This window comes from Bradyrhizobium sp. LTSP885 (genome assembly GCF_000938305.1).
In the GTDB taxonomy this organism is placed as follows: domain Bacteria; phylum Pseudomonadota; class Alphaproteobacteria; order Rhizobiales; family Xanthobacteraceae; genus Bradyrhizobium.
On the sequence record NZ_JYMT01000041.1, the window covers coordinates 77,322 to 102,007 of the forward strand.

Annotated in this window: 22 protein-coding genes; 6 read left to right on the forward strand and 16 right to left on the reverse strand. The window is 63.2% G+C overall.

The genetic code is table 11. The annotated features are described in order from the left end of the window. Positions 1–14 precede the first annotated feature (14 nt). Genes gspM through UP09_RS28815 form a run of 9 tightly spaced genes read right to left on the reverse strand, consistent with a single transcriptional unit; the run spans position 15 to position 7,517 of the window. Positions 15–575: a type II secretion system protein GspM gene (gene gspM / locus UP09_RS28775; RefSeq protein WP_044541741.1), complete on the reverse strand. Its 561-nt coding sequence runs from the start codon at positions 573–575 to the stop codon at positions 15–17. Continuing rightward, positions 572–1,642 carry a PilN domain-containing protein gene (locus tag UP09_RS28780; RefSeq protein WP_245302254.1) on the reverse strand — a complete coding sequence of 357 codons (1,071 nt, stop codon included), beginning with the start codon at positions 1,640–1,642 and terminating at the stop codon, positions 572–574. The genes gspM and UP09_RS28780 overlap by 4 nt, the downstream gene beginning before the upstream one ends. A 2-nt stretch (positions 1,643–1,644) precedes the next feature. After that, positions 1,645–2,586 carry a type II secretion system minor pseudopilin gene (locus UP09_RS28785; protein ID WP_245302255.1) on the reverse strand — a complete coding sequence of 314 codons (942 nt, stop codon included), beginning with the start codon at positions 2,584–2,586 and terminating at the stop codon, positions 1,645–1,647. Further along, positions 2,583–3,275 carry a prepilin-type N-terminal cleavage/methylation domain-containing protein gene (locus UP09_RS28790; protein ID WP_245302256.1) on the reverse strand — a complete coding sequence of 231 codons (693 nt, stop codon included), beginning with the start codon at positions 3,273–3,275 and terminating at the stop codon, positions 2,583–2,585. The genes UP09_RS28785 and UP09_RS28790 overlap by 4 nt, the downstream gene beginning before the upstream one ends. A gap of 14 nt (positions 3,276–3,289) precedes the next feature. Continuing rightward, positions 3,290–3,694, reverse strand: a complete 405-nt coding sequence (locus tag UP09_RS28795; RefSeq protein ID WP_044541745.1) for a prepilin-type N-terminal cleavage/methylation domain-containing protein — start codon at positions 3,692–3,694, stop codon at positions 3,290–3,292. Next, positions 3,666–4,166, reverse strand: coding sequence for a prepilin-type N-terminal cleavage/methylation domain-containing protein (locus UP09_RS28800; RefSeq protein WP_044541746.1), 501 nt, complete (start codon positions 4,164–4,166; stop codon positions 3,666–3,668). The genes UP09_RS28795 and UP09_RS28800 overlap by 29 nt, the downstream gene beginning before the upstream one ends. After that, positions 4,129–4,587 carry a type II secretion system major pseudopilin GspG gene (gene gspG, locus UP09_RS28805; protein ID WP_044541788.1) on the reverse strand — a complete coding sequence of 153 codons (459 nt, stop codon included), beginning with the start codon at positions 4,585–4,587 and terminating at the stop codon, positions 4,129–4,131. Before gspG ends, UP09_RS28800 begins: the two co-directional genes overlap by 38 nt. Before the next feature lie 25 nt (positions 4,588–4,612). Next, positions 4,613–5,824, reverse strand: coding sequence for a type II secretion system F family protein (locus UP09_RS28810; protein WP_044541789.1), 1,212 nt, complete (start codon positions 5,822–5,824; stop codon positions 4,613–4,615). A gap of 4 nt (positions 5,825–5,828) precedes the next feature. Further along, a complete protein-coding gene (locus UP09_RS28815; RefSeq protein WP_044541747.1) occupies positions 5,829–7,517 on the reverse strand; it encodes a GspE/PulE family protein in 1,689 nt (562 codons plus the stop codon). 189 nt (positions 7,518–7,706) lie between these two features. Between UP09_RS28815 and gspD the strand changes: the two genes are divergently transcribed. Further along, complete coding sequence (gene gspD, locus UP09_RS28820) at positions 7,707–10,022, forward strand: type II secretion system secretin GspD (RefSeq protein WP_502689096.1); 2,316 nt, start codon at positions 7,707–7,709, stop codon at positions 10,020–10,022. Positions 10,023–10,042: 20 nt separating this feature from the next. Continuing rightward, on the forward strand, positions 10,043–10,597 hold the full coding sequence (locus UP09_RS28825; protein ID WP_044541749.1) for a prepilin peptidase: 555 nt from the start codon (positions 10,043–10,045) through the stop codon (positions 10,595–10,597). 21 nt (positions 10,598–10,618) lie between these two features. Here UP09_RS28825 and UP09_RS36475 read toward each other — a convergent pair whose 3' ends face one another. The 3 genes from UP09_RS36475 to UP09_RS28840 form a co-directional block, all read right to left on the reverse strand. Next, on the reverse strand, positions 10,619–12,427 hold the full coding sequence (locus UP09_RS36475) for an acyltransferase family protein (protein WP_052833239.1): 1,809 nt from the start codon (positions 12,425–12,427) through the stop codon (positions 10,619–10,621). A gap of 43 nt (positions 12,428–12,470) precedes the next feature. Continuing rightward, positions 12,471–12,980 carry a tetratricopeptide repeat protein gene (locus tag UP09_RS28835; RefSeq protein WP_044541791.1) on the reverse strand — a complete coding sequence of 170 codons (510 nt, stop codon included), beginning with the start codon at positions 12,978–12,980 and terminating at the stop codon, positions 12,471–12,473. 259 nt (positions 12,981–13,239) lie between these two features. Then, positions 13,240–14,172, reverse strand: a complete 933-nt coding sequence (locus UP09_RS28840; RefSeq protein ID WP_245302258.1) for a class I SAM-dependent methyltransferase — start codon at positions 14,170–14,172, stop codon at positions 13,240–13,242. Between the two features lie 111 nt (positions 14,173–14,283). Here UP09_RS28840 and UP09_RS28845 point away from each other — a divergent pair, with 111 nt between their 5' ends. Next, on the forward strand, positions 14,284–15,006 hold the full coding sequence (locus UP09_RS28845) for a WbqC family protein (protein WP_044541750.1): 723 nt from the start codon (positions 14,284–14,286) through the stop codon (positions 15,004–15,006). 70 nt (positions 15,007–15,076) lie between these two features. Here the strand turns inward: UP09_RS28845 and UP09_RS28850 are convergent, their stop codons facing one another. Beyond that, positions 15,077–15,964 (reverse strand): right-handed parallel beta-helix repeat-containing protein, encoded by an 888-nt coding sequence (locus tag UP09_RS28850; protein WP_044541751.1) that lies wholly within the window; start codon positions 15,962–15,964, stop codon positions 15,077–15,079. Positions 15,965–16,362: 398 nt separating this feature from the next. On the opposite strand from UP09_RS28850, the gene UP09_RS28855 reads away from it, so the two are divergent. Further along, positions 16,363–17,382 carry a glycosyltransferase family 2 protein gene (locus UP09_RS28855; protein WP_063840165.1) on the forward strand — a complete coding sequence of 340 codons (1,020 nt, stop codon included), beginning with the start codon at positions 16,363–16,365 and terminating at the stop codon, positions 17,380–17,382. Continuing rightward, a complete protein-coding gene (locus UP09_RS28860; protein ID WP_044541752.1) occupies positions 17,382–18,053 on the forward strand; it encodes a class I SAM-dependent methyltransferase in 672 nt (223 codons plus the stop codon). The genes UP09_RS28855 and UP09_RS28860 overlap by 1 nt, the downstream gene beginning before the upstream one ends. Here UP09_RS28860 and UP09_RS37805 read toward each other — a convergent pair. From UP09_RS37805 to UP09_RS36480, 3 genes are all read right to left on the reverse strand, one after another. Beyond that, complete coding sequence (locus UP09_RS37805) at positions 18,050–18,967, reverse strand: glycoside hydrolase family protein (protein WP_044541753.1); 918 nt, start codon at positions 18,965–18,967, stop codon at positions 18,050–18,052. The two genes, UP09_RS28860 and UP09_RS37805, sit on opposite strands and share 4 nt — an antisense overlap. 7 nt (positions 18,968–18,974) lie before the next feature. Beyond that, complete coding sequence (locus UP09_RS28870) at positions 18,975–19,661, reverse strand: acetyltransferase (RefSeq protein WP_245302260.1); 687 nt, start codon at positions 19,659–19,661, stop codon at positions 18,975–18,977. Positions 19,662–19,776: 115 nt separating this feature from the next. Then, positions 19,777–23,091 (reverse strand): S8 family serine peptidase, encoded by a 3,315-nt coding sequence (locus UP09_RS36480; protein ID WP_052833240.1) that lies wholly within the window; start codon positions 23,089–23,091, stop codon positions 19,777–19,779. A gap of 394 nt (positions 23,092–23,485) precedes the next feature. Between UP09_RS36480 and UP09_RS28880 the strand changes: the two genes are divergently transcribed. Further along, complete coding sequence (locus tag UP09_RS28880) at positions 23,486–24,679, forward strand: CaiB/BaiF CoA transferase family protein (protein ID WP_044541754.1); 1,194 nt, start codon at positions 23,486–23,488, stop codon at positions 24,677–24,679. Positions 24,680–24,686: the final 7 nt, after the last annotated feature.

Sequence of the window (24,686 nt, forward strand, 5' to 3'; positions counted from 1 at the left end):
CTGCCGATCGTCGGCTACTTGCTGCCCTGCCACTGTCCGGAGACGCCGAGCACGACGCGGATGCGGCCGTTGTTGGTGTCGCTGATCGCCGTGGTCTGCGGCACCTGGACGTCGAGCTGATCGACGAACAGGAAGGGCATGCCGACCTCGAGGTCGTACAGCAGCTTCTGCAGCGCCGGCTGCTCCATCTCGCAGCTGACGACGAGGCCGACATAGCCGTCCTTGGCCTGGGTGCCGAGCACGTCGACCTGCGAGGACTGCACCGTGCCGCCGACATTGCCGACCGCGGCCGCGACCCGCTGCAGCAGCGCCGCGCCCGCAACCGTCACCGTCGGCCCTTCGAGGAACGGCGTGCCGGGATGCTCGGCCGACAGCGCGGCCGGGCTGCGCGGCTTGCGCCCGCGCATTTGTTCCAGCAGGTCCGAGGTCTGCGCCAGCGCGCGCTGGTGGTCGAAGATGTCGGCGACCGCGACCGCACTTGCGGCCACGAGCCCGCCGAGCACGACGAGATAGAGCACGACTGCGATCAGCGGCGACTGCGCCAGCGTGCGCGTCACGATGTTGCCCGCGCTCATGGCGCCACCGTGTTGCCGACGGCGTTGCCCATATTGTTCTTGGGCTCGACCCGCGCCTCGATGTGGAAGCGTTCGCCGGGATCGGACGGCGCGCGCGTGGTCGGCGCGTAGAAAGTAGCGCGGGTGAAGTGCTGCGACTGCTCGATCAGCGGGATCAGCGACGGCGCATCGGTGGTGATGCCCGAGATCTGCAGCTTGTTGCCGGCCAGATGCAATTCGGTGACGTAGGTGTGGTCGGGCAGCAGCCGGCTCAGCGTCTCCAGCACGATCACGCTCGCCGGCGTCTCGTATTTGCGCCGCTCCAGCGCCGCGACCGGCGAGCGATCGCCGCCGTCGCCCCCGGCGCGGATCGCCGCGCGCCGCGTCGATATCTGCCGCGCCAGCTCATCCTCCTGGGCGCCGAGGCTGCTTCCGACATAGGCCGACACGCCGATCGCCAGGACCGCGACCACGGCGACAACGCCGAGCACCAGCTGCAGCACCCGGCTCAGCCGTGCCGCATCGAGATGGCCGCGCGCGCTCTGCTCGAACACCTTGACGGGGTTCGCCTGGCCTTCGACGCCGGTGCAGACCGCGACCGCCGACGGGTGGAACGCAGCCACGGCCTGCGTGTAGGTGGTCGCAACCTTGCGCGTGGTGGCGGCGATCATGGTAGAGATGGTGTCGCTGCCGCCGGCAACCGGCGCGGTGCAGCCGAACACCGCCTCGGCTGCACTCCACGGCGTCAGCCGGTCGATCTGTGCGCGCACGATGCCTTCGATGAAGTCGGCCGCCCGTGCCGGCAATTCCAGCGGCCGGAACAGGAAACGCTTCGGCTGCAGGATGATCTCGACCCTTCTGCCGCGGAACAGGGCTGCGAGATTGGGTGCCGTCAGCGCGCCGTCGGCATACGCGATGCGCGAGGGAAGAATGTCGACGTTGCCGGTCGCCTGCACTGCGAAGCCGCCGTCGTCGGCCTCGACCAGACGCACCACGCGCGGCGAGACGATGCGATTGACGCAGGCGATGATCGCGTTCGCGACGCTTCCGGTCCAGGCGCTCAGGGTCGCGCCGATGGTCGAAAACATGGTCATCTCGAAGAGGCCCTCTGCGGCGCCGTGCTGCCGTCGGAATTGTTGCGCCACGACAATACACGATAGGGCTCGTCGCCGCTGTCGAGAAGCAGGATCACCACCTCGCTGCCGCGGCGCCTGCCGTCACCGAACTCGGCATCGACGGTGACGCGGTAGGCCGTGGATGCGGCGATCGTCGCCCCCTCGCCGCCGCTGGTGCCGATCAAGGCGCGCGGATCAACCGTGGGGTCGGCGCGCTGCGACAGCACCGCCTGCAGCGTCTCCGGCGTCATGTTCGGCAGCGCCGCCAGCACCTGCGGGGCGGCGTCGAGTACGTTGACCTGCGGCAGGTTGCTGAACACGGTCACGAACGGCAGCATGCGCTCGATCACCGCACGCGGAATCCCGTAGACCAGCCACAGTTCCTCCGGTGCGGGAAACGGCGCGTGCCGCGGCAAATAGGCAACGCCCGAGGTCTTGTAGAACGCCGTCTCGGGATCGCTGTCGCCGAGTTCGGTCGGCGCCCGCCAGGCCAGGATGCGGTCGGCATAGCTGGCCGCATCGGACGGGCTGACGCCGAGCCCCGCGATCAGGCCGGACAACAGCCCCTTCGACGCGACATTGAGGTCGATCCGCGCCGCCTCAGAACGGAAGGTCACGAACACCCGGCCGGGGCCGACCCGGGCGTTGAAGGTTCCGCTGCTCGGGCGCGCGACATTGCTGTAAGTAGACAATTTCAGCGCGGTCAGCTCGACACCGGCGGTGACCATCGCCTCGACTTGGATCCGGTCGGTGCTGCCGGCCACGACCACGGCAGTGTTGGTAACGTAGGTGAGATAGACCAGCACCAGCGCGGCGAGCGCGGCAAGGATCCATAGCACCGCGATCACGATGAAGCCACGCTCCGATCCACGCTCCGATCCTTGGCCTCGCACGCTATCGTGGGGCGCGACCGTCAAAGCTGCTCCTCCTTCTTGTCAACGGCCGGATTGCTCCGCGCCGCGAGACAGGCCACCGCGTTCTTCGCGCGCGCGCATTCCGCCGGCGCATTGACATGCACGATCGCGGCGCTCGAGACCGCCAGCACCTGCCCGGTGCCGGCATCGCGCACGGAGACGCGGACCATGCTCGGCAACTGAACCTGGTCGCGCCAGCTCGGCTGCCAGACCTGATCGGGCCCGGCATAAGCGAAGGTCACGCGGAACGGCGCGCGGATCAGCACCACCTGATCGGCAAAACGAATCTGCGCATCCGCTGGCATCGGGCTGAACGGCGCGCGCTCGCGCACCAGCGCCAGCCCCTGGGCGTCGGCCTTCTCCATCAGGCGAATGATCTCGAGGCCGGGACGGATATTGGGCCCGACCGCCGTGCGCACGAAGGTGACGGAGAGCTCGGAGCCCTCGAACAGCGGCCGCTTGCCATCCCCGCTCATCGGCACCATCTCGGCGACCGAGAGATCGGCGAGCGCCCGCTCCATCCCGATCGCCAGCCGCTCGGCGCGCTGCACCCTGACGATGCCGCGGTTCCAGTTCGGCAGCCATTGCGCCGTGACGGTGGCGAGCGCGGCAAGGATCACCGTCATCAACAGCGTCGCCAGCAACACTTCGAGCAGCGTGAAGCCGGCCTCATCGCGCCAAAAATTACGCACTGACCGCCGCGGTCTCATTCGGCGGCCTTCGGCACCAGCCGCACGGTCGTGACCTGGATCTGCGCCCCGCCCGGCCCCTGCATCCGCATGTTGACCGCGAGCGGCACGAAGCGGCTCGACGGAGCATCGGCGGCCGCGGCATTGATCGGCGCGACGTCGATGCGCCAGCGATGCCCGGCCAGCGCGCCGGACTGCCGTCCCACCTTCAGCGCGTTGCGCGCCGGGAGTCCGGCCAGCACGGTTTCGGCGGCGCCGCTCAGCGCCAGCTTCTGGTCGATCGCACGGGTGCCCTGCACCGTGGTGGCGATCACGCCACCGATCGAGCCCAGCACGGCCGCGATGATCGCCAGCGCCACCAGCGCCTCGATCAGCGTAAAGCCCCGCTCGCCGTCAGAGGATCTTTTGCGGCTGCACGACAATGTCGACCCCCCCGGTCAGCCAGTTGACGCGAACCTCGTAGCCGATGCCGGGCCGCGCCAGCGCGATCGCGCCGCCGCAGGACATGCCTGACGGAAAGAAATCGATCGAGCGGCCGGCACTGCGGTCCGCGCAGCGCGACGCCAGCGCGGTGTTGATGGTGATATCATTGGGCAGCCGGACGACGCGGCCGGTGGCCCCGGAGCGGATCGCGCGCGCCTCGGCGTCGACCAGCGTCGCGATCTGGACGTGCCGGCGCAGTGCCGCGCTGCGGTCGGCCTTGAGCAGCGCCGCAGTCGCGACCGCATAGCTTTCCAGCCGCGCCCGCGAAGTGGCACGCGGGATCGCCGGCAGAATGATGGCCGCAAGCAGGCCGATGATCGCGAGGACGCATAGGATTTCGATCAGCGCGAAACCCGCCTCGCCTCGCGCTCGGTCAGCGCGTGCCACTGATGATGTCAGCTGCCGTGCCACTGCCGCCCTCCTGGCCGTCGGAACCGAGCGAGATGATGTCATAAGGCGCGCGCTCGCCCGGTGAGCGATAGATGTAGCTGTGGCCCCAGGGATCGTTGGGCACGACGCCGCCGCGCAGATAGGGGCCATTCCAGCCGGCCGCGTTGTTGCTGCGCGCCAATGCGGTCAGTCCCTCATTGCTGTTCGGATAGCGGCCGAGGTCGAGATAATAGAGATCGAGCGCGCTGGAAAAGCTCTCGATCTGGATCTTGGCGGCTTTGGCCTTGGACTCGCTGAGATAGTTGAGCACCCGCGGCCCGACCAGCGCCATGATCAGGCCGATGATGGTGATGACGACGAGGATCTCGACCAGCGTGAAGCCGGCCTCGCCCTTGCGCCGGCGTCGCCCCGGCCTCGTGACGGATGTCTGCAATATCTTCATCTCGAACAACCTCAATCAACAAACCTCAATCGACCAGCTGGCTGACAGACATCAGCGCCGTCATCACAGACACAATCAATCCGCCGACCACGAAGCTGATCACGATGATCGCCGCGGGGCCGGCGATGCCGACCACGCGGTCCAGCGTGCGCTGCAGCTTGGCCTCATAAAACTCTGCGACCCGGCCTGCCAGCATCGGCAACTGCCCGGTCTCGTCACCGAGCCGCAGCATCCGCACGGCCATCGCCGGCAGCGCCTCGGTATCGGCCATCGCATCCGACAATTTGGCGCCATGCCGGACCCGATCGGCGGCGTCGATCCACACCGTGGGCGAGCCGATCGAGGCCATCATGTCGACCAGGATGCGCAAGGTCGTCGTCAAATTGACGCCGCTGCCGAGCAGCAGCCCGAGGTTACGGCAAAACAGCGACGTCCGGTAATATTTCATCACCTCGCGGATCGCCGGCAGCCGCGTCAGCGCGGTCATCAAGCTGCGGCGGACGCCTTCCCGCCGCAGCGACAGCCAGCCGATCGCAATCACGGCGGCAAGGATCGCCAGCACCGCATCCGAATTGGCGCGCAGGAAGGTCGAAAGGTTGAGGAACCCGAGCACGAACGGATCGACCTTGGCGCCGAAATCCTGCAGCACGTTGGCGAACTGCGGCAGCACGAAGGTCAGGAAGAACAGCAGCACGCAACTGGCGGCGCCGAGCACGAACAGCGGATAGCGCACGGCATCGCCGAGCCGGCGCTTCAGCGCCTCGGTGCGGCTGCGTTCATCGGCCAGCACCTCCAGCACCCGGTCGAGCGAGCCGGACGCCTCGCCCACGCGAATGAGCGCGACATACATCGGCGGAAACAATCCCTGATGCCGCGCCATGGCCTCGGCCAAACTCTCGCCGGCCACAACGCGGGAACGGATGTCGGCGACCACCGGCCGCAGCCGGCCGAAATCGCGGTCGGCCGCGAGCAGTTCGAGCCCATCATTGATCCGCGCGCCGGCGCGCAGCAGCAGCGCGAGGTCGCGGGTGAAGATCGTGACGTCCTCCGCTTTCGGCTGGTTGAACAGGCTGAAGGCACGGCCCGCCGGGCTGCCCTCCTCCAGCGTGACATTGTCGACCAGCACGAGACCAAGCCGCTCGATCCGGGCCGCGACGTCGCCGGCGGCGGGCGCCGCGATCGCGCCGGAGACCAGCTCGCCGTCAGAGTTCATCGCGCGGTAGCGGTAACTCGGCATCACATCACCGGATCGTCGTGACGCGGAATACCTCGGGCACGGTGGTCATGCCGGCGCGGCACTTTCCGACCGCATCCACCAGCATCGTGGTCATGCCGCCGGCCATCGCAGCCTGGTCGATGGAGTGAGAATCGGTCTGCGGTCCGATCAGCCTGCGCACGTCATCGGTCAATTCGAGGATCTCGAACACACCGTTGCGGCCGCGATAGCCGGTGCCGCCGCAGCGCTCGCAACCGCCGGCCTCGTGAACCACTTCGCCGGCCTTGAAGCCGATCACGGCAAAGCGCGGATCCTTGTCGATGTCGGCGCTCGAGAGCGTGTGCGGCACCTTGCAGCGGTCGCACAGCACGCGCACCAGCCGCTGCGCCACCACTGCGCGCAGCGTCGACTTCAGCAGGAAGCCCTCGATGCCGAGATCGATCAGCCGCGGCACCGCGGCCGCCGCGGTCTCGGTGTGCAGCGTGGTCAGAACAAGATGGCCGGTCAGCGCCGCATGGATCGCGATATGCGCGGTCTCGGCGTCGCGGATTTCGCCGACCATGATCACGTCAGGGTCCTGGCGGACAAAGGAACGCATCGCCGAGGCAAAGGTCAGCCCGATCGCCGGCTTCACCTGCGACTGGTTGATGCCCGGAATCTCGTATTCGACGGGGTCCTCGATGGTCAGGATCTTGCGTGTCGGCTCGTTGAGGATCGACAGCATGGTGGCCAACGTCGTGGTCTTGCCGCTGCCGGTCGGGCCCGTCACCACGATCATGCCATGCGGCAGCGCCAATAGCTGCGACATGGTCTTCTCGTCGCGCGAAGCCAGCCCGAGCTTGCTCATCTCGAGCAGGCCGCGGTCGCGCGGCAGCAGGCGGATCACAGCACTTTCTCCGGCCTGCGTCGGCATCGTCGCGACGCGAACGTCGAGCTCGGCGCGGCTGACGCGGACGCGCGCCGCGCCGTCCTGCGGCAGGCGGCGTTCGGCGATGTTCAGCCCTGCGAGAATCTTCACGCGCGAGATCAAGGCTTGCGGCGGAATCCCCGAAGGCGACGGGATCGCACGCAGCAGGCCGTCGACGCGGAAGCGAACGACGAGACCGGTGCGGAACGGCTCGATGTGGATGTCGCTGGCGCGCAGCTCGACGGCACGCTCGAGCAGATCGTTGAGCGCGCGCACCACGGGCGCGCCGCTGGCGAGATCGCGCAGGCTTTCGATATCGTCGTCGGATTGCTGGCTCGATCCCTTCGCACTCTCCTCAGTGCCGGCGCCGTCGGCCTCGACGCGCTGGTCGAGCACGGTCGTGACATCCTCGAACGATGCCACGGCGACCTCGACCGGCTCGCCGAACACGATCTCGGCGGCGCGAATGGCGGCGGTGTCGGAGGGGTCGGCGACCGCGATGCGATAGCCGCCGTTCGGTGCGCGGAACGGGAAGATCGTGGACTCCCGCAGGAAGCGGCGCGAGAACCCGTCGAGGCACGGCGTCGCTGCGAGCAGTTGCGGCAGGGTCAGGCGCACCACGCCGAAATAGTCGGAGACCTCATCGGCAAATTCGGCAGCCGACAGGTCGGTCGCTTCCCACAATTCGCGCAACGGACGCGCCAGGGTTGAATTGGCGGGATGCTGGGCGCGCGCACGCGCGCGTGGCGGCAGGGAGTATTTTTCGAGGAGATGCTGTCGGAAGGTCTCTGCGGACAGGTCGCGCATCGAATTCCCACCGCTAACCTTGTTACTGGAATACAACAGCGATTGCCTGTAGCAACAGGGCCTTAGCGCTTGACTCTTCTAGTAGCAAAAACATAATCGTGGCGCAAATTTAGCAATGTCCGGGCCGTGGGGACCGGACGTGATTTCAGTATCAACTGTAGTATCGGTAGGCGTATTTTGTTCAAAGTGGTGCACCCGCTTTCGCGCCTGCGTTCAGGGTTGGCTGGAACGCTCGTTCTATTTTTGTCCGCCTTCGCGCTGACCGCGTGCATCGTCACCGCCGACCAATCGGTCGAGAAGAGCCCAAAAGACCCCCGCCCGCAGGACATCGCCGAGAAGGTCAATTCGATCGACCTGCTGCCCCGTCAAACCACGGATACGGGCGCGGGCGGCTTGCGGCAGCAGGACGCGTCACGCCCGGCGATCTATCTCAGCGACGGCACGACACCCGCCGGCGGCGCACTCGCCGATCGCGATGGCGGCGGCAACGGCTACGATCTCAATTTCGAGAACGCGCCGGTCGCGTCCGTCGCAAAGGTCATCCTTGGTGACGTATTGAACGTCGGCTACACGATCGACCCGCGCGTGCAGGGCACTGTGACGCTGGCCTCGGTCCGGCCGGTGCCGAAAGCGGATGCGATCTACGTTCTCGAGAATGCGCTGCGGATGTCGGGCGTCGCCCTGGTGCGCGACCGCGGTGGCAGCTACCGGCTGTTGCCCGCGGCGGAAGCAGGCCCCGGCAGCATCGACCGCAACGACACCGCCGAGGCCGGACAAGGCATCAGCGTGGTGCCGCTGCGCTACGTCTCGGCCCAGACGATCTTCAAGCTGCTCGACGGCTTCGGCGCGAAGGCCACCACGCTGCGGCCCGACAACGGGCGCAACACGCTGATCGTCACCGGCAGCGGATCCGATCGCGCGGCGACGATCGACACCATCCTGAGCTTCGACGCCGACTGGATGCGCGGACAATCGGCCGGTATCTTCCCGGTCCACAATTCATCGCCAGAGCCGCTGATAACAGAGCTCGAGAAGCTGATGGATTCCGGCGAGGGCGGGCTGAGCGCCAACGTCGTCAAGTTCCAGGCGATCAACCGCCTCAACGCCATTCTCGTGGTGAGCCAGAAGCCCGACTATCTCAAACGCGCCGCCACCTGGATCGCACGGCTCGACCGCTCCGACACCGAGGCGGTGAATCTGAAATCCTATCCGCTGCGCTACGGCAACGCGAAGACGGTCGTGGCGTTGCTCAACGACATGCTGATCGCCCCCTCCAGCGGCACCTCGTCCCTCGACAACGGCACCAGCCAGATCGCGCCGGGCTCGGGCGTGACGACGTCCTCGTCGGGCAGCAACCCGGTCGCCGCGCTCAGCGCGATGCCGACCGCGGCGTCCGGTGCGGCGACGCAGGTCACTGGCGCCGGCGGCGCACCGCTGAACGCGCGCGCCGCCCCCTCCGCGTCAGGTACGGACCAGCTGTCGGGCAATCTTGGAGCGCAAGGCAACAAGACGGGCAACAGCAGCTTCCTGCCCAATGTCCGCCTCACCGCCGACATCACCAACAATGCCGTGCTGGTCTACGCCAGTGGCGACTCGCAGCGCGTCATCGAACAGACCATCCGCCAGATCGACCGGCCGCAGCGCCAGATCGCGATCGAGGCGACGATCGCCGAAGTGACGCTGAACAATCAGTTGAACTACGGCGTGCAGTTCTTCCTGGCGAGCCAGAAGGGCTCGATCACCAATACGGTCGCGACCGGCGGCGGCACAACCAACACCGTCGATCCGCCGAGCAACGCCGTGAACGCCGCCGCCAACGCGCTGCTGAACCGCGCCCTGCCCGGCTTCAATTTCCTGATCGGTTCGGAGAATTCGCCGCGCGTCATCCTCGACGCGCTGCATAACGTCACCGACGTCAAGGTGCTGTCCAACCCGTCGCTGGTCGTGCTCGACAACCAGGCGGCGACGCTGCAGGTCGGCGACCAGGTGCCTTACTCGACCGGCACCGCCACCGTGCTGACCGCCAACAACACCGTCGTCAACACCATCGACTACAAGAACACCGGCATCATCCTGCGCGTGCTGCCGCGCGCCAACGCCAACGGCCACATCGTGCTCGACGTCGAACAGGAGATCTCCAGCGTCTCCTCCGCCGGCGCCGGCGGCCTGACGCCGACCATCGCGCAGCGCCGCGTCAAGAGCTCGATCGCCGTCACCAGCGGCCAGACCGTGCTGCTGGCCGGGCTGATCACCGAGACCGAGAACAAGCAGCGCCAGGGCATTCCGGGGTTGGATTCGATCCCCGGCGTGGGCGATGCGTTCTCCCACCAGGTCACCTCGCGGACGCGCACCGAGCTGATCCTGTTCATCCGCCCGACGCTGGTGCGCGACGCGGTCGATGCGCATGTGATCGCCGAGGAGATGCGCAGCAAGATGAACAGCCGGCTGGTCGGGACCAGCAATCCCGTGGTCGTGACCACCCCGCCCGGGGTGCCAGCGCGCTAGCCGTGCCTGATCCGGTGACCATGGACGACGCGCTCCGCCAATTCGGTCTCGCCATTGTCCTGGTTGCCGTCGTAGCGGCCAGCCTGCTGACCGTGCCCGGCCCGGATGGCGTGCTGGGCGCGTTGCTTGGTGCACTGATGCTGGCGATCGCCACCACCGATGCACGACGCTATATCATTCCGAACGAGCTGGCGGGTGCCGCAGCCGCGCTGGCGCTGCTCAGAGCCGCGACGGTGGGTCCGGACGCCGGCTGGTACAGCCTGCTCTGGGCGGGCGGCCGGGCGCTTGCGATCGCCTTGCCGTTCCTGGCGCTGATGGCGGGCTACCGGGCCTGGCGCGGCCGCGACGGGCTCGGGCTCGGCGATATCAAGCTCGCCGCGGTTGCCGGCGCCTGGCTCGGTCTGGTCACCGTGTTTGCCGTGGTCGAGGCCGCAACATTGGTGGCGCTGGCGGCCTATGTCGCCAATGGCGTGCTGCTGAGGCGGCCGCTGCGATCGAACGCTTTCCTGCCCTTCGGCCTGTTCCTGGCGCCGGCGATCTGGCTCGGCTGGCTGGCGGAAGCAATCCTTGGCTAGCCGGATTACGGCCGTGTGGACTCAATCCAACTGTAAGAGTGCTCCCACTAGCCTAGCGCCCGCGGCTGTCAGGTGGCCGGAATCCCACGACAGCAATTCCGCTTGAGATTTCGGACTGTGCGTGAGACAGCCTTGTTGATTGCAAAGCGCGATAAACGGTGAAACGAAGCGCACGTGCGTGTTGGCCGACATGCCGGCGAGCGCCTGGTTGATCTTGTCATAGGGTAACGGCTTCGGCGGCAATCGGTCAGGAAGCCTGCCGGTCGAATGCCAGAAGCCGTAGACTTCGGTGGGAAGGTCGGGCGCCCAGTTTGGAGCCTGCCCGACAACGACGACATCATCGACGTGCTGTTTGAGCTCCTTTAGCACAGCCACGAGCCCTTCGTCTTGCACGTTGTCCTGTTGATAGTTCCTGTAGCTGGCCCAATTCGCGAACAGAATCACTGTTTTCAGCTTCAGCTCGGCTATCTTTCGAAGCACGGCGAGGTTGCTATTCTCGCAATTCTCGTAGCTGCCGATCGTGGACGGAGGGCAGAAATCCCGCGTGAATTGCGCGATGTCGATGCCGTCCCGCTTGAGCCCCGCATAGAGCCGGCCGGCATATGAATCGCCCCAGATCAGCGTAGCGCCCCGGTTGCATTCGGCGCTGTAGTCTGCAAACTTCCCTTCCGTGTCCAGCCAGCACTTCCACACTCTTGCATTTGACGCGCCGTCGTATTGCAGGGTCGCAAGCACCTTCTGGATTTCGTCAGGATATCGCCAAAGCAGTCCGCCGCTTCGCCAGATTATGCCCGACAGACCGACGACGAGGGTCATCGCGGTGACCGCCAGCGGCCCCCCCCATTTCCGCAGGGACCCGAACCGGACAGGACGCTCAACGAGGATCATCGTCAGTGTTGCCAGCGCAAAGCTCGCCACAACCACGGCCGCCCTTGTCGTCAGCGACGTCGCGCCTGCAATCGCCGCGAACGAAAGAAGAGGCCAGTGCCAGAGATAAAGCGGGTAACTGATCAGCCCGACGAATTCGGGGCCCTTCCGGCCAAGCAGGTCCGAACCGAAGACGATAACAAGCACGGTTCCAATGACGGGGAAAAGCGCAAGTGCGCCCGGAAAAGGACTAGCCTTTGTCAAGACCAGCGCACCTCCAACAATGAGTGCAATCCCGATATAAGAGATTGGGTTGCGGCTCGTCACGTTCTGAGGGCGGCACGCGAGGACTCCCCCTATTCCGAGCTCCCACAGTCGCGACCAGGGCGCATAAAAGGCCTCGGTCGGATGATAAGCTACCGCGACGCAACTGTAGAGGAAGGATGCCACCACGACGACTGAGAGAATCGGGACGAGCCGGATCGACAGCCGCTTGAGCAGCAGCAGGAACAGCGGCCAGACCAGATAGAATTGTTCCTCGACGCCGAGCGACCAGAGGTGCAGCAAGGGCTTGGTCTCCGCCGCTCCGTCAAAATATCCAACCTCGCTCCACGATAGGAAGTTCGGAAAAAACAGCGCGCCGGCGAACGCGTGCCGCGCCAAGCCTTGATAGGTCGTCGGCAGAAGCTGCGACCATCCAATGACCAATGTGGCCGCGATGACGAGAGCGAGCGCCGGAACGATCCGGCGCGCTCGCCGCCTGTAGAAGCCGCGGAAGGTAAACTTGGATGCCTCCATATCCGCTAGGATGATGCCAGTGATCAGATAGCCGCTGATTACAAAGAAAACGTCGACGCCGATGAACCCGCCGCGTACGACGTCGGGAAACGCATGGAACGCGACCACCAGCACGACGGCAACGGCACGAAGACCATCAATATCGGCACGATATTTGGGCGTCATAGTCAACCGGACTTCTTGATTCGTTCAAAGCGACTGTATTTTCTCATCGCTCCCGGGTGGGCGCCCATTCCAACGCCCGCTGCCGCGCCTGCGCGATCTCGCCACGGGACATCTTGCCGGTGACGGCGTCGCGGATGCGCTGCCGCGCCTCGCGCGCCCTGGGCGGTGCGGCCGCGGTCGACAGATTGAGCCATTTGCCGGCTTCCACGATGTCGCGCGGCACGCCCTGGCCGCGGTCGTAGAGCAGCCCGAGCGAGTATTGCGCCAGGCTGTCGCCCTGCTCCGCGGCACGGCGATACCACATCGCGGCTTCCGTGTAGTTCTGCGGCACGCCGCGGCCGGTCTCGAACAGAAAGCCGAGATAGGCCTGCGCCGACGGATTGCCGTGTTCGGCCAGCGGAATGAAGATCCGCGACGCCTGCTGATAGTCCTGGCGATTGAGGGCGGACACGCCCTGGTTCAGCGATTGCGCCGGTGCGCTGCCGGTCGTGACTGCGAGAAGGGCCATCGCGGCGGCGATGACAGCAAGCTGTGACGGCAGGCTGCGTCTCATTCGGCTCAAATCCTCAAGGCGGGTCATCATCAATCCCATCGCGTGGCTCTGGCGCGGACACTAGAACATTTTCGACTCTGATTGGAATCAGAACCGCAGCGCTGCCTGCACCGAGCGGCCGGGCCGTGAGCGCTGATTTGCTCAACATGGCAAGCGCCCGCTGCAAAAATATTTCGGTTTATCGAAATCGCAAATCAGTGTATAGATGTCCCCGTGCCATCCACCCTCACGACCGCTTCTTCTCCCGATCCGATTGGGCTCACACCGCGCGGGCGACCACGACGCGGCTGCCGCCGGCCGGCCATCGCCATCCAGCCAGGGTCAGACGAACCTCGGCGCGAAGGACGGCGGTCAACGGACCATTGATCCGCGGGTCCAGCGTGAACTCCCGCTCGATGTCGTCGTTGCCACCCTTGCCGCGGCTCTTGAGGCGGCTCACGATCATCAACGGCAGCAGGACGGAGGTGTAGGATGTCGAGAACAGCACCTCGAAGCCGTTGTGGCGAAGCTTGGCTTCCAGTTCTCCGCGGCGGTAGCGCCGCTGGTGATAGGCGATGTCATCCGCGTGGCTCCACAGCCAGGGATGCTGGGGCACGGCGATGATAATGCCGCCTCCGGTTCGCGTCGCGGCACGCATCCCGCGCAGCACGCCCTCGTCGTCGGCGATATGCTCGATCACGTCAAAGGCGCCGGTGAGATCGAATACGCCGACGGCTGGGATGTTGCGCGCATCCATCTGGACGAACTCGACGCCGGTCGGCATGCGCTGCCGCGCATAGGCCAGCCCCGATGGGTGCAATTCGGAGCCGACCAGACGCTCCCAGTCTCGCGATCGAGCCACAGCGCTCAGTACGGCTCCGTTGCCGCAGCCAATCTCGAGAAAGCGTCGCGCGCCGGGAAAGAACTTGTCGATGAGGCCAACAATGAGCTCATTGCGCGCGACAAACCAGAAATGCTCGGCCTCGACTTTCGAAAGCATCTCGAAATTTTTCGGATCCATGCCGCTGATAGTGTCGGCAAGCTCCGGCGCAAAGGTCGGAATCCCGTCCTGCTCGGCAACTTGGTGCCCGCAGGCTCGACATTGCCAACCGAGGGGCCAAACGGGCTCGTCGGCAGGCAGATCCTCTCCGGCCGCGCACGCAAGACACCGCCGCCGGGGGGGGATTGAAGCGGTCATGCCGAACGAGCGCAACAGGCGGAAATGATCGGGATATTTGGCAATTTGACCATCGGATGATTATAAGCATCGAAAGCACTGCTGGCCAGCAACGATCAGCGTTATCAATTTCCCGGTAAGTGACACGTGCGCATTTGCATCATCCAATCCTGCTACATTCCCTGGAAAGGTTTTTTTGACCTGATCGGGCAATGCGACGAATACGTGATATTCGACAGCGTGCAATACGCAAAGCGGCATTGGCATAACCGCAACCTGATCAAGACCGCCAACGGCACCCAATGGCTCACCATCCCGGTGATCACCAAGGGACGGTTCGAACAGCCGATCAATGAGGTCGAGATCGAAAAGAAGTGGGCTGACAAGCACTGGCACGCGATCGAGCATGCCTACAAGCACGCGACATTCTTCGAGCAGTTCGCGCCCCTGGTAAGGAGCTGGTACGAGGCTGCTGACCAGCAATCGCGGTTGACCGACGTCAACGCGATCTTCCTTCGCAATATCGCGACGCTTTTCGGATTCAGAACCCGTATTGTCGTCGATACGATTTATCCGGCGGAAGGCACAAAGACTGAACGGCTATTGGGAATCGCTCGCGCGGCCGGCGCAAACCGCTATCTTAGCGGCCCCTCCGCGCGAGGGTACTTCGACGAGGCAATGTTCGCCGATGCCCGGATCACGGCGGAATGGATGAGCTATGAGGGCTATCCCGAGTATTCGCAGCTTCACGGCGGCTTCGAACATGCGGTCACGGTGCTGGATTTGTTGTTCAACACCGGTCTGGATGCGCCGCAATATTTGAGGAAGCTTGCCGGGGGCAAAGCCGACGACAATCTTCGCGCCAAATAATACGCCTCGGGCCTAAGGGGCCCGAGGCGTCAGTCTCTTGCTCGCACGAATGAGAAAGAACCCAAATACCTTACTGCTGACTCGCGGGCGTCGGAGTTGTTCCGAGCGTACCAACGACCCTGTTGTTCCCGTACGTCACAGAAGCCCCTCCGAACGCAGTTCCGTTGAAGACGATATCGGAGTTCGACACGCGGAGATTGCCGCTGCCCAGGATACCCGTCGTGTTGCCACTGATCGCGCTGTCGTCGACGCTGACAGCCCCCCCGGAATCGGCCTCGACCCCTGCCGTCGTGTTACCGGAGAAGACCGACCGCTTGGCCACAATATTGTTACCGCTGCCTGCAGCAACGCCGAAGAGGTTGTTGATCAAGCTCACGTTCTCAAGCTCGATGTTGTTGGGGCTTGTTGCGACACCGGCAACACCGGTCGATGTGTTGTTACTGATAATGGTGTTCCTGATGAAAAGCTTGGTGTTACCGGCTGTTCGCGCATCGGAAACTCCCTGCTGCCCAAACGCGGTGATCACACAGTCTTCAATCGAGACCACAGCTGCACCAACGATTCGAACGCCGATGGTTCCGGGCGTCGGAGTCTGGTTGAGTCCCTGGATCTGGATTCCGCGCAAAGTGACCCGGTCGGTTGCACCGGCATTGATCGTGACGCCAGGCGTGCCGGCAACAAGAATCGACCCAAGGGTCGCTGTGCAGTTGAGGGTCATGGCCTTGGTGATCGTGATGCCGCCAAAACCGCCCGGATCGAGGCAGTTTATTTCACCGCCCGCCGCCGTCTTCGAAATGGCACCGGCAAACGTCTTGCAGGGTGCGGTGCGGCTGCAGGGGTTGGCGTCATCGCCGACACCCGAAACCCACGTCCTGGTCGCTTGGGCGTGGGCAGGAGCCGATAAGACTGCGGGAAGCAACAATCCAACCAAAAGAGCAAGTAAACGAAAACGATACATGACCTACCTCCTTGTCCTAATTGAGATTTCTGGCAGAAAAAGCGAGAAAAATGAGAGAAGAAACAACGACTAGAAGTCCACACGCCACACTACCGAACGCGTACCGGTCATCCAAGGTCGTACACTTTCTAAGTTACGCTATTTGCAGTATCCCGCCACACAGAGCAACTAAAGATGTGGCCAATCGTGGGGTCTTACGGAAATCTGAGCATGCAAGCAGCAGGCGCCCCCTCCCTGAGAGTATGTCCCCTCGGCAACAAACCGGTTCAACCGATTTTTGCGATTTTTAAACCAACTCGCGGACGTTGCAATGCGACGAAGCCGCGCAACGCGACGGAGCCTGTGCCAGACAATCCGGCCCGGACCGAGCCAGCCGCCGCACGCTACTGGAACTTCTAATGTCTGGCGATCCGCAAGAGAGAATCGTGAAAATCTCCGTCGTGACAACGTTGTACCGGTCGGCTTCGACGATCGAAGAGTTCTATCATCGGACGATGAAAACCGCAGGGGAGCTTTTCCCTGACATCGAGCTAATCATCGTGAATGATGGCTCTCCCGACCACAGCCTCGACGTTGCGTTGGAGTTGCACCGCAAGGATCCACGCGTCGTCATTGTCGATCTGGCTCGCAATTTTGGTCACCACAAAGCGATGATGACCGGCCTCGGTTACGCCAACGGGGAATTGGTATTTCTTATCGACAGTGACCTCGAAGAGAAGCCCGAGGATATCAAGCTATTCTACCAACGCTTCGCGAAAGGCGATTGCGACGTCGTCTACGGCGTACAGGAAAGCCGACGCGGAGGGCTGATCGAGCGCTTTACCGGCGCGGCCTTCTTCACCTTGGTCGCCGCGCTGAGCGATCATCCGCTCCCCCGCAATCTCGTCACGTCGCGGTTGATGACGCGCGCGTATGTTCGCGCGCTGGTACGACACCGCGATCGCGACTTCCTGATAGCTCACCTGTGGGACATCACGGGATTTCGACAGCAGCCGTTGACCGTCGGTAAACTATCCCTTTCCCCGTCAACCTATTCGACCTGGCGACGGATCGAAATGGCGGTCAAACATGTGACTACGACGTCCACGCGACTGCTCTATCTTATTTTGTTTGCCGGCATCGCGATTTTTGGCCTCTCCGTTGTCGTGATCCTCTATTACCTCGCCCGGTATTTCACCTCGGGCATCGGCGTGAACGGCTTCACCTCGGTAATCATCTCGATCTGGTTTCTGGGCGGTTTCATCACCCTCATTCTCGGAATACTCGGCATCTATATCTCCAATATTATGGCGGAGACGAAGCGGCGGCCGTACACTGTCATACGCCGAGTCCACAAGACGGACGTCACGCGTGATCCGCCTGACAATATCATCGAGCCCCGAACTCCGACCTCCAGCCCAGACGAGAGCTTTCGTTGATGAACGACATCGTTCAGTCCAGGATTTTGCCGGAAGTTGCGTCCTATTATGCTTCAAAGCTCAAGGTGTACGGAGCGACGCCGCAGGGCGTCGATTGGAACGGAGTTGATTCACACCAGCTGCGGCACCGCCAGTTTCTTCGCCTGCTCGACGGAGATCCGGCCGCGAGCGTGATGGACCTCGGCTGCGGTTTCGGGGATTTTCTTGGGTTTCTCCGCGCCAACGGCCATCACGGCCGCTTCGTTGGTTACGACATCGCGCCAACCATGATCGAAAAAGCGCGCGAACTCTATGGCGAGACCGCTGACAACGAATGGAGGATCGGAGCCGTCCCCACGGAAACCGCAGACTTCGCGATTGCCAGCGGCGTTTTCAACGTCAGGGGCGACTTCGCAAGGGATGACTGGACACGCTATGTGCACAACACCATCGATCTGCTCGCAAAATGCGGGCGGCGGGGTTTTGCTTTCAACGTGTTGAGTCTGTCTAGCGATGCAGATCGCCGCCGGCCGAACCTGTATTATGCCGATCCCTTAGAAACCTTAGCGCACTGCCTCTCGCGCTATGGCCGTTCTGTTGCCCTCCTGCAGGACTATGGCCTTTATGAATTTACGGTCCTGATCCGACATTCTGCACCACCGATCGAACAGGCACGACCAGCGGGCGTTTAAATCGGCAAGGCGCCGTCCCACACCGCAAGACCGAATCCGGTCGCACCATATGCATTGCCGTTGTAGGCGAGCCATAACCGGTCGCGATGCCAGAACAGCGCCGGATAACATGTCATTTCCTCGTCCCAACCACTGGAAGAGGGGAGAAGTCCGAGAACTGCATCGAGACGGGTCCAATTTATTCCATCGATGCTTGATGCGGCTCCGACGCGATAATGGTCCCCGCGACAAGCAAAGCACATCAACAATCTGTCGCCGCATCTGACAACGCTTGGCCGGGCCAGCGCATATTCTTCGTTATTCGCGAATCCGAGGCTGGTTGCACCGTCACACGTCCAACGAATGCCATCGTTCGATCGGGCCATCTTGATCACATGCTGCATATCAGCATTCCCGACCGCTGGCCTCAGGTTTGAACCGTACCACATCCACCAATCTCTGGGAGCCAATCGCAATACGCAAGGATATGACAGCGTGTAAGGGTCTTCGGGCGACCGATCGAGGATAGGTCCCGGCGAAAATCGCTCGAACGGCGTTTGCAGTGTTCGCGATCGCGCCAGACCGATCGCGTTGCGCCACGGCGAGCGAACGCCCAAATTCCATCCCATGTAGTAAAGCGCAAAGCCGTCATCGGTTGCCGTGATGCAGCCAATTCCGACTCCACTGTCGTCGAAGGTGCCGTCTTCACCCGGCGACAACGCAGGTTGGCGCGCCACCTGCATAACACGCGGCGTTTCCGATACCTCGACGTCGACCCATCCGACGTATGACCGCCTCTCGATATCTCGCGAACTGTAGAACACGCGGAAAATATCCCCGTCGAGATGCATGGGCACCGGCAGCGCGGCGTGGCTGCGCGCGAAGGCATGTTGGCCATCAGGTGCAAAAACACGACCAAGGCGCTTCCAGGGCATCCCGCTCTCACAGGCTTCGGAGACGAGTGCTCGGTACCGGTGATCGCTCGGATCCGCGCGGCGCCACCACCGCAAGGTCCGGTTGATCTTCCAGGACGAGCGCGCCGGCGCCGAGCACACACTTCTTCCCGATCGTAACGTGATCACGGATCGTGACGTTCACCCCGACGAAGCTCCCCTGCCCAATCGTTACTCCGCCGGATACCACAACGTGCGATGCCAGAAAGACATCATCTTCGATCCTGGAATGGTGACCGATGTGATTGCCGCTCCATAGCGTGGCGTTCGCACCCACAGTTGCGAAGGGCTGGATGGTGTTGTTTTCGAGAATGAAGCAGTTCTCTCTGAGTTGAAAATCAGGAAATACCGTAGCGCGGCTGCTCAAATAGGAGACCAGCCGATATCCCTTGGCACGCGCGGCAGCGACCTTCTCGGCACGTACTGCGTTGATCCGTGCGTAGCTTACGGCGACGAAAAACCCGAACTCCTGGGGCGCGAATTCCTCGTCGACCCGCTCGAATGCCACCACTGGACGCCCGCGAAATTCCGTCTGTTTGAGGAACGCGCTGTCGACGGTAAACGCTGCCACTTCGTATTCGGAATCATGCGTGAAGTAGAAGTCCGCTAGCTCGGCGATTTCGCCGATGCCAAAAACGACGATCCGGTGCTTTTTCGATCGGTCGTGTGCCATCATGGGAAATGCTTGTAGCGCAACATTCGCGGTTCGCCCATGCCCTAGGTCGGTTCGGCGGATTTTGGCGTGTATGATCGTACCGGCGAGTTTCAGCCAAAGCAATCCGCTGTTCGACTCAGTGGATAAGCGTCGCGCTCGAATGTAGATCGGCGATCTTGATGTTCGCCGCCGTACTCAGATCGCCAAGGCCGCCGAAGAACTCATGCCCCAGGTGGTCCGCCGGCGACGGCGCATCCAAAGCGGCAATCTCCGAAAATGCCGACGGCTGACTGCCTCTGGGAACTGGACCAATGAATCCCAACAGGTCGGCATCGATGGTATTCACAACAGGCTCGGCGCGGAAAAAGAAGGAGCTGCCACTGAGCGGCTCGCCTGCCAGTGCCGCAGACGCGAACGATTGCACGGGATGTACGCTAGATTGATTTGCGGGAATCCCTGTCGTACCGTCGCCATTGAGATCCTGATGGAAGGTCGTCTCCAGCGATTCCAGCGCCGTGCTGCTGCCGGAGACGGAATCGACCAACTTGACGGTGTCATTGCCGTTGGCGTCGGTAGCCCAGACCGTATATTGATCCGCCCCGGCAAGCTTCCAGGCCACGTCATATCCGGTTGAAGTCGCCTCAGCGCCGATCGGCGACCAGCCGGCAAACTCGCCGACTGTGATCGCTGCCCCCTGATACTTCAGCGTCGGCCCGGTGCCGCCGCCGACGGGATTGAGATCGTATACATTTCCAACCTGCACCAGACTCGTTGATCCGTGCGACTCGATCGTCGTCGAAACAATGCCGATCACACCATCGCCATTGAGATCTTGATGGAGGGTCGTCTCCAGCGATTCCAGCGCCGTGCTGCTGCCGGAGACGGAATCGACCAGCTTCACGGTGTCATTGCCGTTGGCGTCGGTGGCCCAGACCGTATATTGATCCGCCCCGGCAAGCTTCCAGGCCACGTCATATCCGGTTGAAGTCGCCTCAGCGCCGATCGGCGACCAGCCGGCAAACTCGCCAACTGTGATCGCTGATCCCTGGTACTTCAGCGTCGGTCCGGTGCCGCCACCGACAGGATTGAGGTCATAGATATTTCCAACCTGCACCAGACTCGTTGATCCGTGCGACTCGATCGTTGTCGAGGGAATGCCGATTACACCATCGCCATTGAGATCCTGATGGAGGGTCGTCTCCAGCGACTCCAGCGCTGTGCTGCTGCCGGAGATGGAATCGACCAGCTTCACGGTGTCATTGCCGTTGGCGTCGGTGGCCCAGACCGTATATTGATCCGCCCCGGCAAGCTTCCAAGCCACGTCATATCCGGTTGACGTCGCCTCAGCGCCGATCGGCGACCAGCCGGCAAATTCGCCGACTGTGATCGCTGCCCCCTGATACTTCAGCGTCGGCCCGGTGCCGCCGCCGACGGGATTGAGATCGTATACATTTCCAACCTGCACCAGACTCGTGGATCCCTGAGACTCGATCGCCGTCGAAACAATGCCGATCACATGATCGCCATTGAGATCCTGATGGAAGGTCGTCTCCAGCGATTCCAGCGCTGTGCTGCTGCCGGAGACGGAATCGACCAGCTTGACGGTGTCATTGCCGTTGGCGTCGGTGGCCCAGACCGTATATTGATCCGCCCCGGCAAGCTTCCAGGCGACATCGTATCCGGTTGAAGTCGCCTCAGCGCCGATCGGCGACCAGCCGGCAAACTCGCCAACTGTGATCGCTGCCCCCTGATACTTCAGCGTCGGCCCGGTCCCGCCCGCAACCGGATCAAGGAAGTAGTGGCTTCCAGTCTGCGCCAGCTCGGTCGATCCGATCGCCTCGATCACAACGACGTTCAGCGCCATCGCCGCGGCGACTGCCGCATTGACCTGCACCAGACCGGCTCCGCTGACGGCCGAATTGGCCATCGGAAGCGCGGTCTGCTCCATGATCTGTTCGACCTGCGCCGGCGTGAGATTCGGATCGGCCGCCAGCATCAGCGCCGCAACGCCGGCGAGGCTCGCCGATGCGGCCGAGGTGCCGTAGAAGTCGCTGAGATTCCCGGAAACCGTCGTCGCGATGTCGTCCAGCCCCGAAACCACGACCGGGCTCAACAGATCGGGCGACGACAGCGCCGTGCCATTGTTGGCGAACAGCAGTTCGGTTCCGGCGCCCGACGACGAAAATACTTCGCTCTGCGCGCTGGTGCCGAAGGCCGGCGTCGAGGCCGCACTGACGGCACCCGCGGTGATCGCCCCGGGCGTCATCGCATGCCCGTACACCGTGCCGCTGTTGGCGCCGCTAATGGTGACCGGCAGACCGTCGGCGGCGGAGATCAGCTTGATCAAGGTCGGATCGGAATTGGGTATCGACGAGAGGTTGTCGATCACGATCTGGTAAGTGCCGGAAGCGGTGAACTGCAGTGCTGTCCACGGATTGGTGGACGAGCCGACCGACCTGTTCGACACCGAGCCCAGATAGGTTCCGTTCTGGAAGACGTTCAGAACGAGATCGGCCGTGGCGGAGCCATAGGCCTGGTTCCATTCGAGCAACAGCGGAGATGGATTGGTTGTGCTGGCGGTGACCGTGATGTTCAGCGCCATGCTGCCGCCGAAGCTCTCGGCGTCCACGAAGCCGTATCCGTCGAACACGCCGGAAATCGGCGTCCATGCCGCCTGATAGGCGTTGCTGGCGTTGTTGCCGGCGGCCGTGATGTAGGTGACGCCCTCGGCCTCTACGGTCTGAATGGCCTGCGCGACGACGCCATTCTGGAAAAACGGCTCGTCGTAATAGCTGACGTCGTCGCAGATCACTTTGCAGCCGGCGGCCGCAAGCGCGAGGATGCCGTTGGCAAAATCCTGCTCGCTGACATCGGCGGTGTAGAACGCAAGGCTGGCGCCCGGCGCGATGTCATGCACGATCTGCATCATCGCGCGGCCCTCGTCGGTTCCGCCCGAAGATCGGTCCTCCAGCACCTGGATATTTGCGGCGGACGGCAACGCACCGCTGGCCTCGTCCGCGGCGGCGCCGCCCTGATTGTTGAAGCTGTCCGAGATCACGCCGACCTTGATACCGGAGCCGTTGACGCTCAGACCGCTCTCGTTCAGGGCCTGCTGAACCTGCGCCGCGGTGGCGCCCCCGGAACTGACGGCAGAACTTGTGGCGCCCCCGCCCGTCCCCGATATCGGATTGGCCAAGCTGGCCAAGGTCGCGATCGGTTCAAAGGCGGATGCGGCCGGCTGGGTCAGCGCGGCCAAACCTGCATTCAGGTCCGAGACCTCGCCGCCAAGCACCTGGGCCGGAGCAACATGGGCGAGCAGCGTCCCGGTGACAGGCATAGCTGGTGTCATCGACCCCGACGAATCCATCGCGTCCCCGGTCGGATCCAAGCCGTCCCAGTTCGCAAGGAAATTGTCGCCGAACGCGTCGAAACCGTCGTGAGGGCGCTTCATCGCTTAGCCGAAAATCTTACTCAAAAGAATTGCCTCATTTGATCCCTTGCGGGCTTCTTGGATGAATCACCCAAAGACGGGTCGAGAATAACATGGCCCAATGACATTTCGTCTCCTGCAATTTTGCAGAAACAGCATTGGAAAATCATTAAAGCGCACGGGTCAACCGGCAGCCGCGGCTTGGGCAAATGTCAGCCATCAGCCCGGTGCTCCAGGTCGACGCCGCCGTAGATTTGCGGTTATCGTATCCACCCAGCCGTATTCGGGAGCCGGCCCGGACGAACCGGTCGTTTCCGGGCAATTCCAACGCCTAACAGTTGGAAAGGCTTGGCAAATTGTCTAAGTCAGACCGAACCGACTTCCGGAGCGGCCCGCCAAACAAGAGGTGTTCTCAATGCCCTTTCCGCACGCGTCCCAAGCCCTGTCCCGTTTCACCGTGCTCGATCTGACCCGTGTCCGCTCCGGGCCGACTTGCGTGCGGCAGCTCGCGGATTGGGGCGCCAATGTCATCAAGATCGATGCGCTGCTGGAGGATGCCGGCGGCGAGCAGCTCGGTGGCGCCCGTCAGGGATCCGATTTCCAGAACCTGCACCGCAACAAGCGCGCGATGACCCTCAATTTGAAGGACCCGAAGGGTCTGGACGTGTTCAAGCGCCTGGCGGAACAGGCCGATGTCGTGGTCGAGAATTTCCGTCCCGACGTCAAGGCAAAGCTCGGCATCGATTACGACAGCCTGCGCCGGATCAATCCGAAGATCGTCTACGGCAGCATCTCCGGGTTCGGTCAGGACGGCCCGTATCACAAGCGGCCGGGCTTCGATCAGATCGCGCAGGGCATGGGCGGGCTGATGTCGATCACCGGCGCGCCGGGCGAAGGGCCAATGCGGGTCGGCATTCCCGTCGCCGACCTCACCGCCGGACTGTTCTGCGCGATGGGAATCCTGACCGCGCTGTTGGAACGCGACGTCTCCGGCGAGGGCCAGTGGGTGCAGACCTCGCTGTTGCAGGCGCAGATTTTCATGCTGGATTTCCAGGCCTCGCGCTGGCTGATGGAAAAGGACGTGGCAAAGCAGGCCGGCAACAATCATCCGACCTCGATCCCGACCGGCGTGTTCAAGACGTCCGATGGCTACATCAACATCGCAACGACAGGCGGGCGGATCTGGGAACGCTGCGCGCAGGCTCTCGGCGCGCCCGAGCTTTTCAACCATCCCGACTACGTCACCGCTCCCCTGCGCTCGAAGAACCGCGACGCGCTGAATGCGACTATCGACAAGCTCACCCAGACAAAATCCGCCGAGACCTGGGTCAGGGAATTGAACGAGGCCGGCGTGCCCTGCGGACCGATCTACTCCATCGACCAGATGTTCGAGGATGCCCAGGTCAAGCATCTCGGCATTGCCCAGCACGTTCCCAATGACGAGAACCGGCATATCCAGCTGGTCGGACAACCGGTGACGCTGTCGCGGACGCCAAGCAAAATGGCCGCGCGACCGCCGGAGTTTGGCGAGCAGACCGAGGAAGTGCTGGCCGAATTCGGCTTCGACAAGGACGAGATCGCCGAGCTCAGGCAGCGCAAGGTGGTGTGAGAAAGCC

Excerpts from the sequence above, each read along its gene's own strand:
- gspM (WP_044541741.1), bottom strand. The coding sequence starts at position 575 with ATGAGCGCGGGCAACATCGTGACGCGCACGCTGGCGCAGTCGCCGCTG.
- UP09_RS28780 (WP_245302254.1), bottom strand. The coding sequence starts at position 1,642 with ATGTTTTCGACCATCGGCGCGACCCTGAGCGCCTGGACCGGAAGCGTC.
- gspG (WP_044541788.1), bottom strand. The coding sequence starts at position 4,587 with ATGAAGATATTGCAGACATCCGTCACGAGGCCGGGGCGACGCCGGCGC.
- UP09_RS28810 (WP_044541789.1), bottom strand. The coding sequence starts at position 5,824 with ATGCCGAGTTACCGCTACCGCGCGATGAACTCTGACGGCGAGCTGGTC.
- UP09_RS28815 (WP_044541747.1), bottom strand. The coding sequence starts at position 7,517 with ATGCGCGACCTGTCCGCAGAGACCTTCCGACAGCATCTCCTCGAAAAA.
- UP09_RS28825 (WP_044541749.1), top strand. The coding sequence starts at position 10,043 with ATGGACGACGCGCTCCGCCAATTCGGTCTCGCCATTGTCCTGGTTGCC.
- UP09_RS36475 (WP_052833239.1), bottom strand. The coding sequence starts at position 12,427 with ATGACGCCCAAATATCGTGCCGATATTGATGGTCTTCGTGCCGTTGCC.
- UP09_RS28835 (WP_044541791.1), bottom strand. The coding sequence starts at position 12,980 with ATGAGACGCAGCCTGCCGTCACAGCTTGCTGTCATCGCCGCCGCGATG.
- UP09_RS28850 (WP_044541751.1), bottom strand. The coding sequence starts at position 15,964 with ATGTATCGTTTTCGTTTACTTGCTCTTTTGGTTGGATTGTTGCTTCCC.
- UP09_RS28855 (WP_063840165.1), top strand. The coding sequence starts at position 16,363 with ATGTCTGGCGATCCGCAAGAGAGAATCGTGAAAATCTCCGTCGTGACA.
- UP09_RS28860 (WP_044541752.1), top strand. The coding sequence starts at position 17,382 with ATGAACGACATCGTTCAGTCCAGGATTTTGCCGGAAGTTGCGTCCTAT.
- UP09_RS37805 (WP_044541753.1), bottom strand. The coding sequence starts at position 18,967 with ATGCCCTGGAAGCGCCTTGGTCGTGTTTTTGCACCTGATGGCCAACAT.
- UP09_RS28870 (WP_245302260.1), bottom strand. The coding sequence starts at position 19,661 with ATGATGGCACACGACCGATCGAAAAAGCACCGGATCGTCGTTTTTGGC.
- UP09_RS36480 (WP_052833240.1), bottom strand. The coding sequence starts at position 23,091 with ATGAAGCGCCCTCACGACGGTTTCGACGCGTTCGGCGACAATTTCCTT.
- UP09_RS28880 (WP_044541754.1), top strand. The coding sequence starts at position 23,486 with ATGCCCTTTCCGCACGCGTCCCAAGCCCTGTCCCGTTTCACCGTGCTC.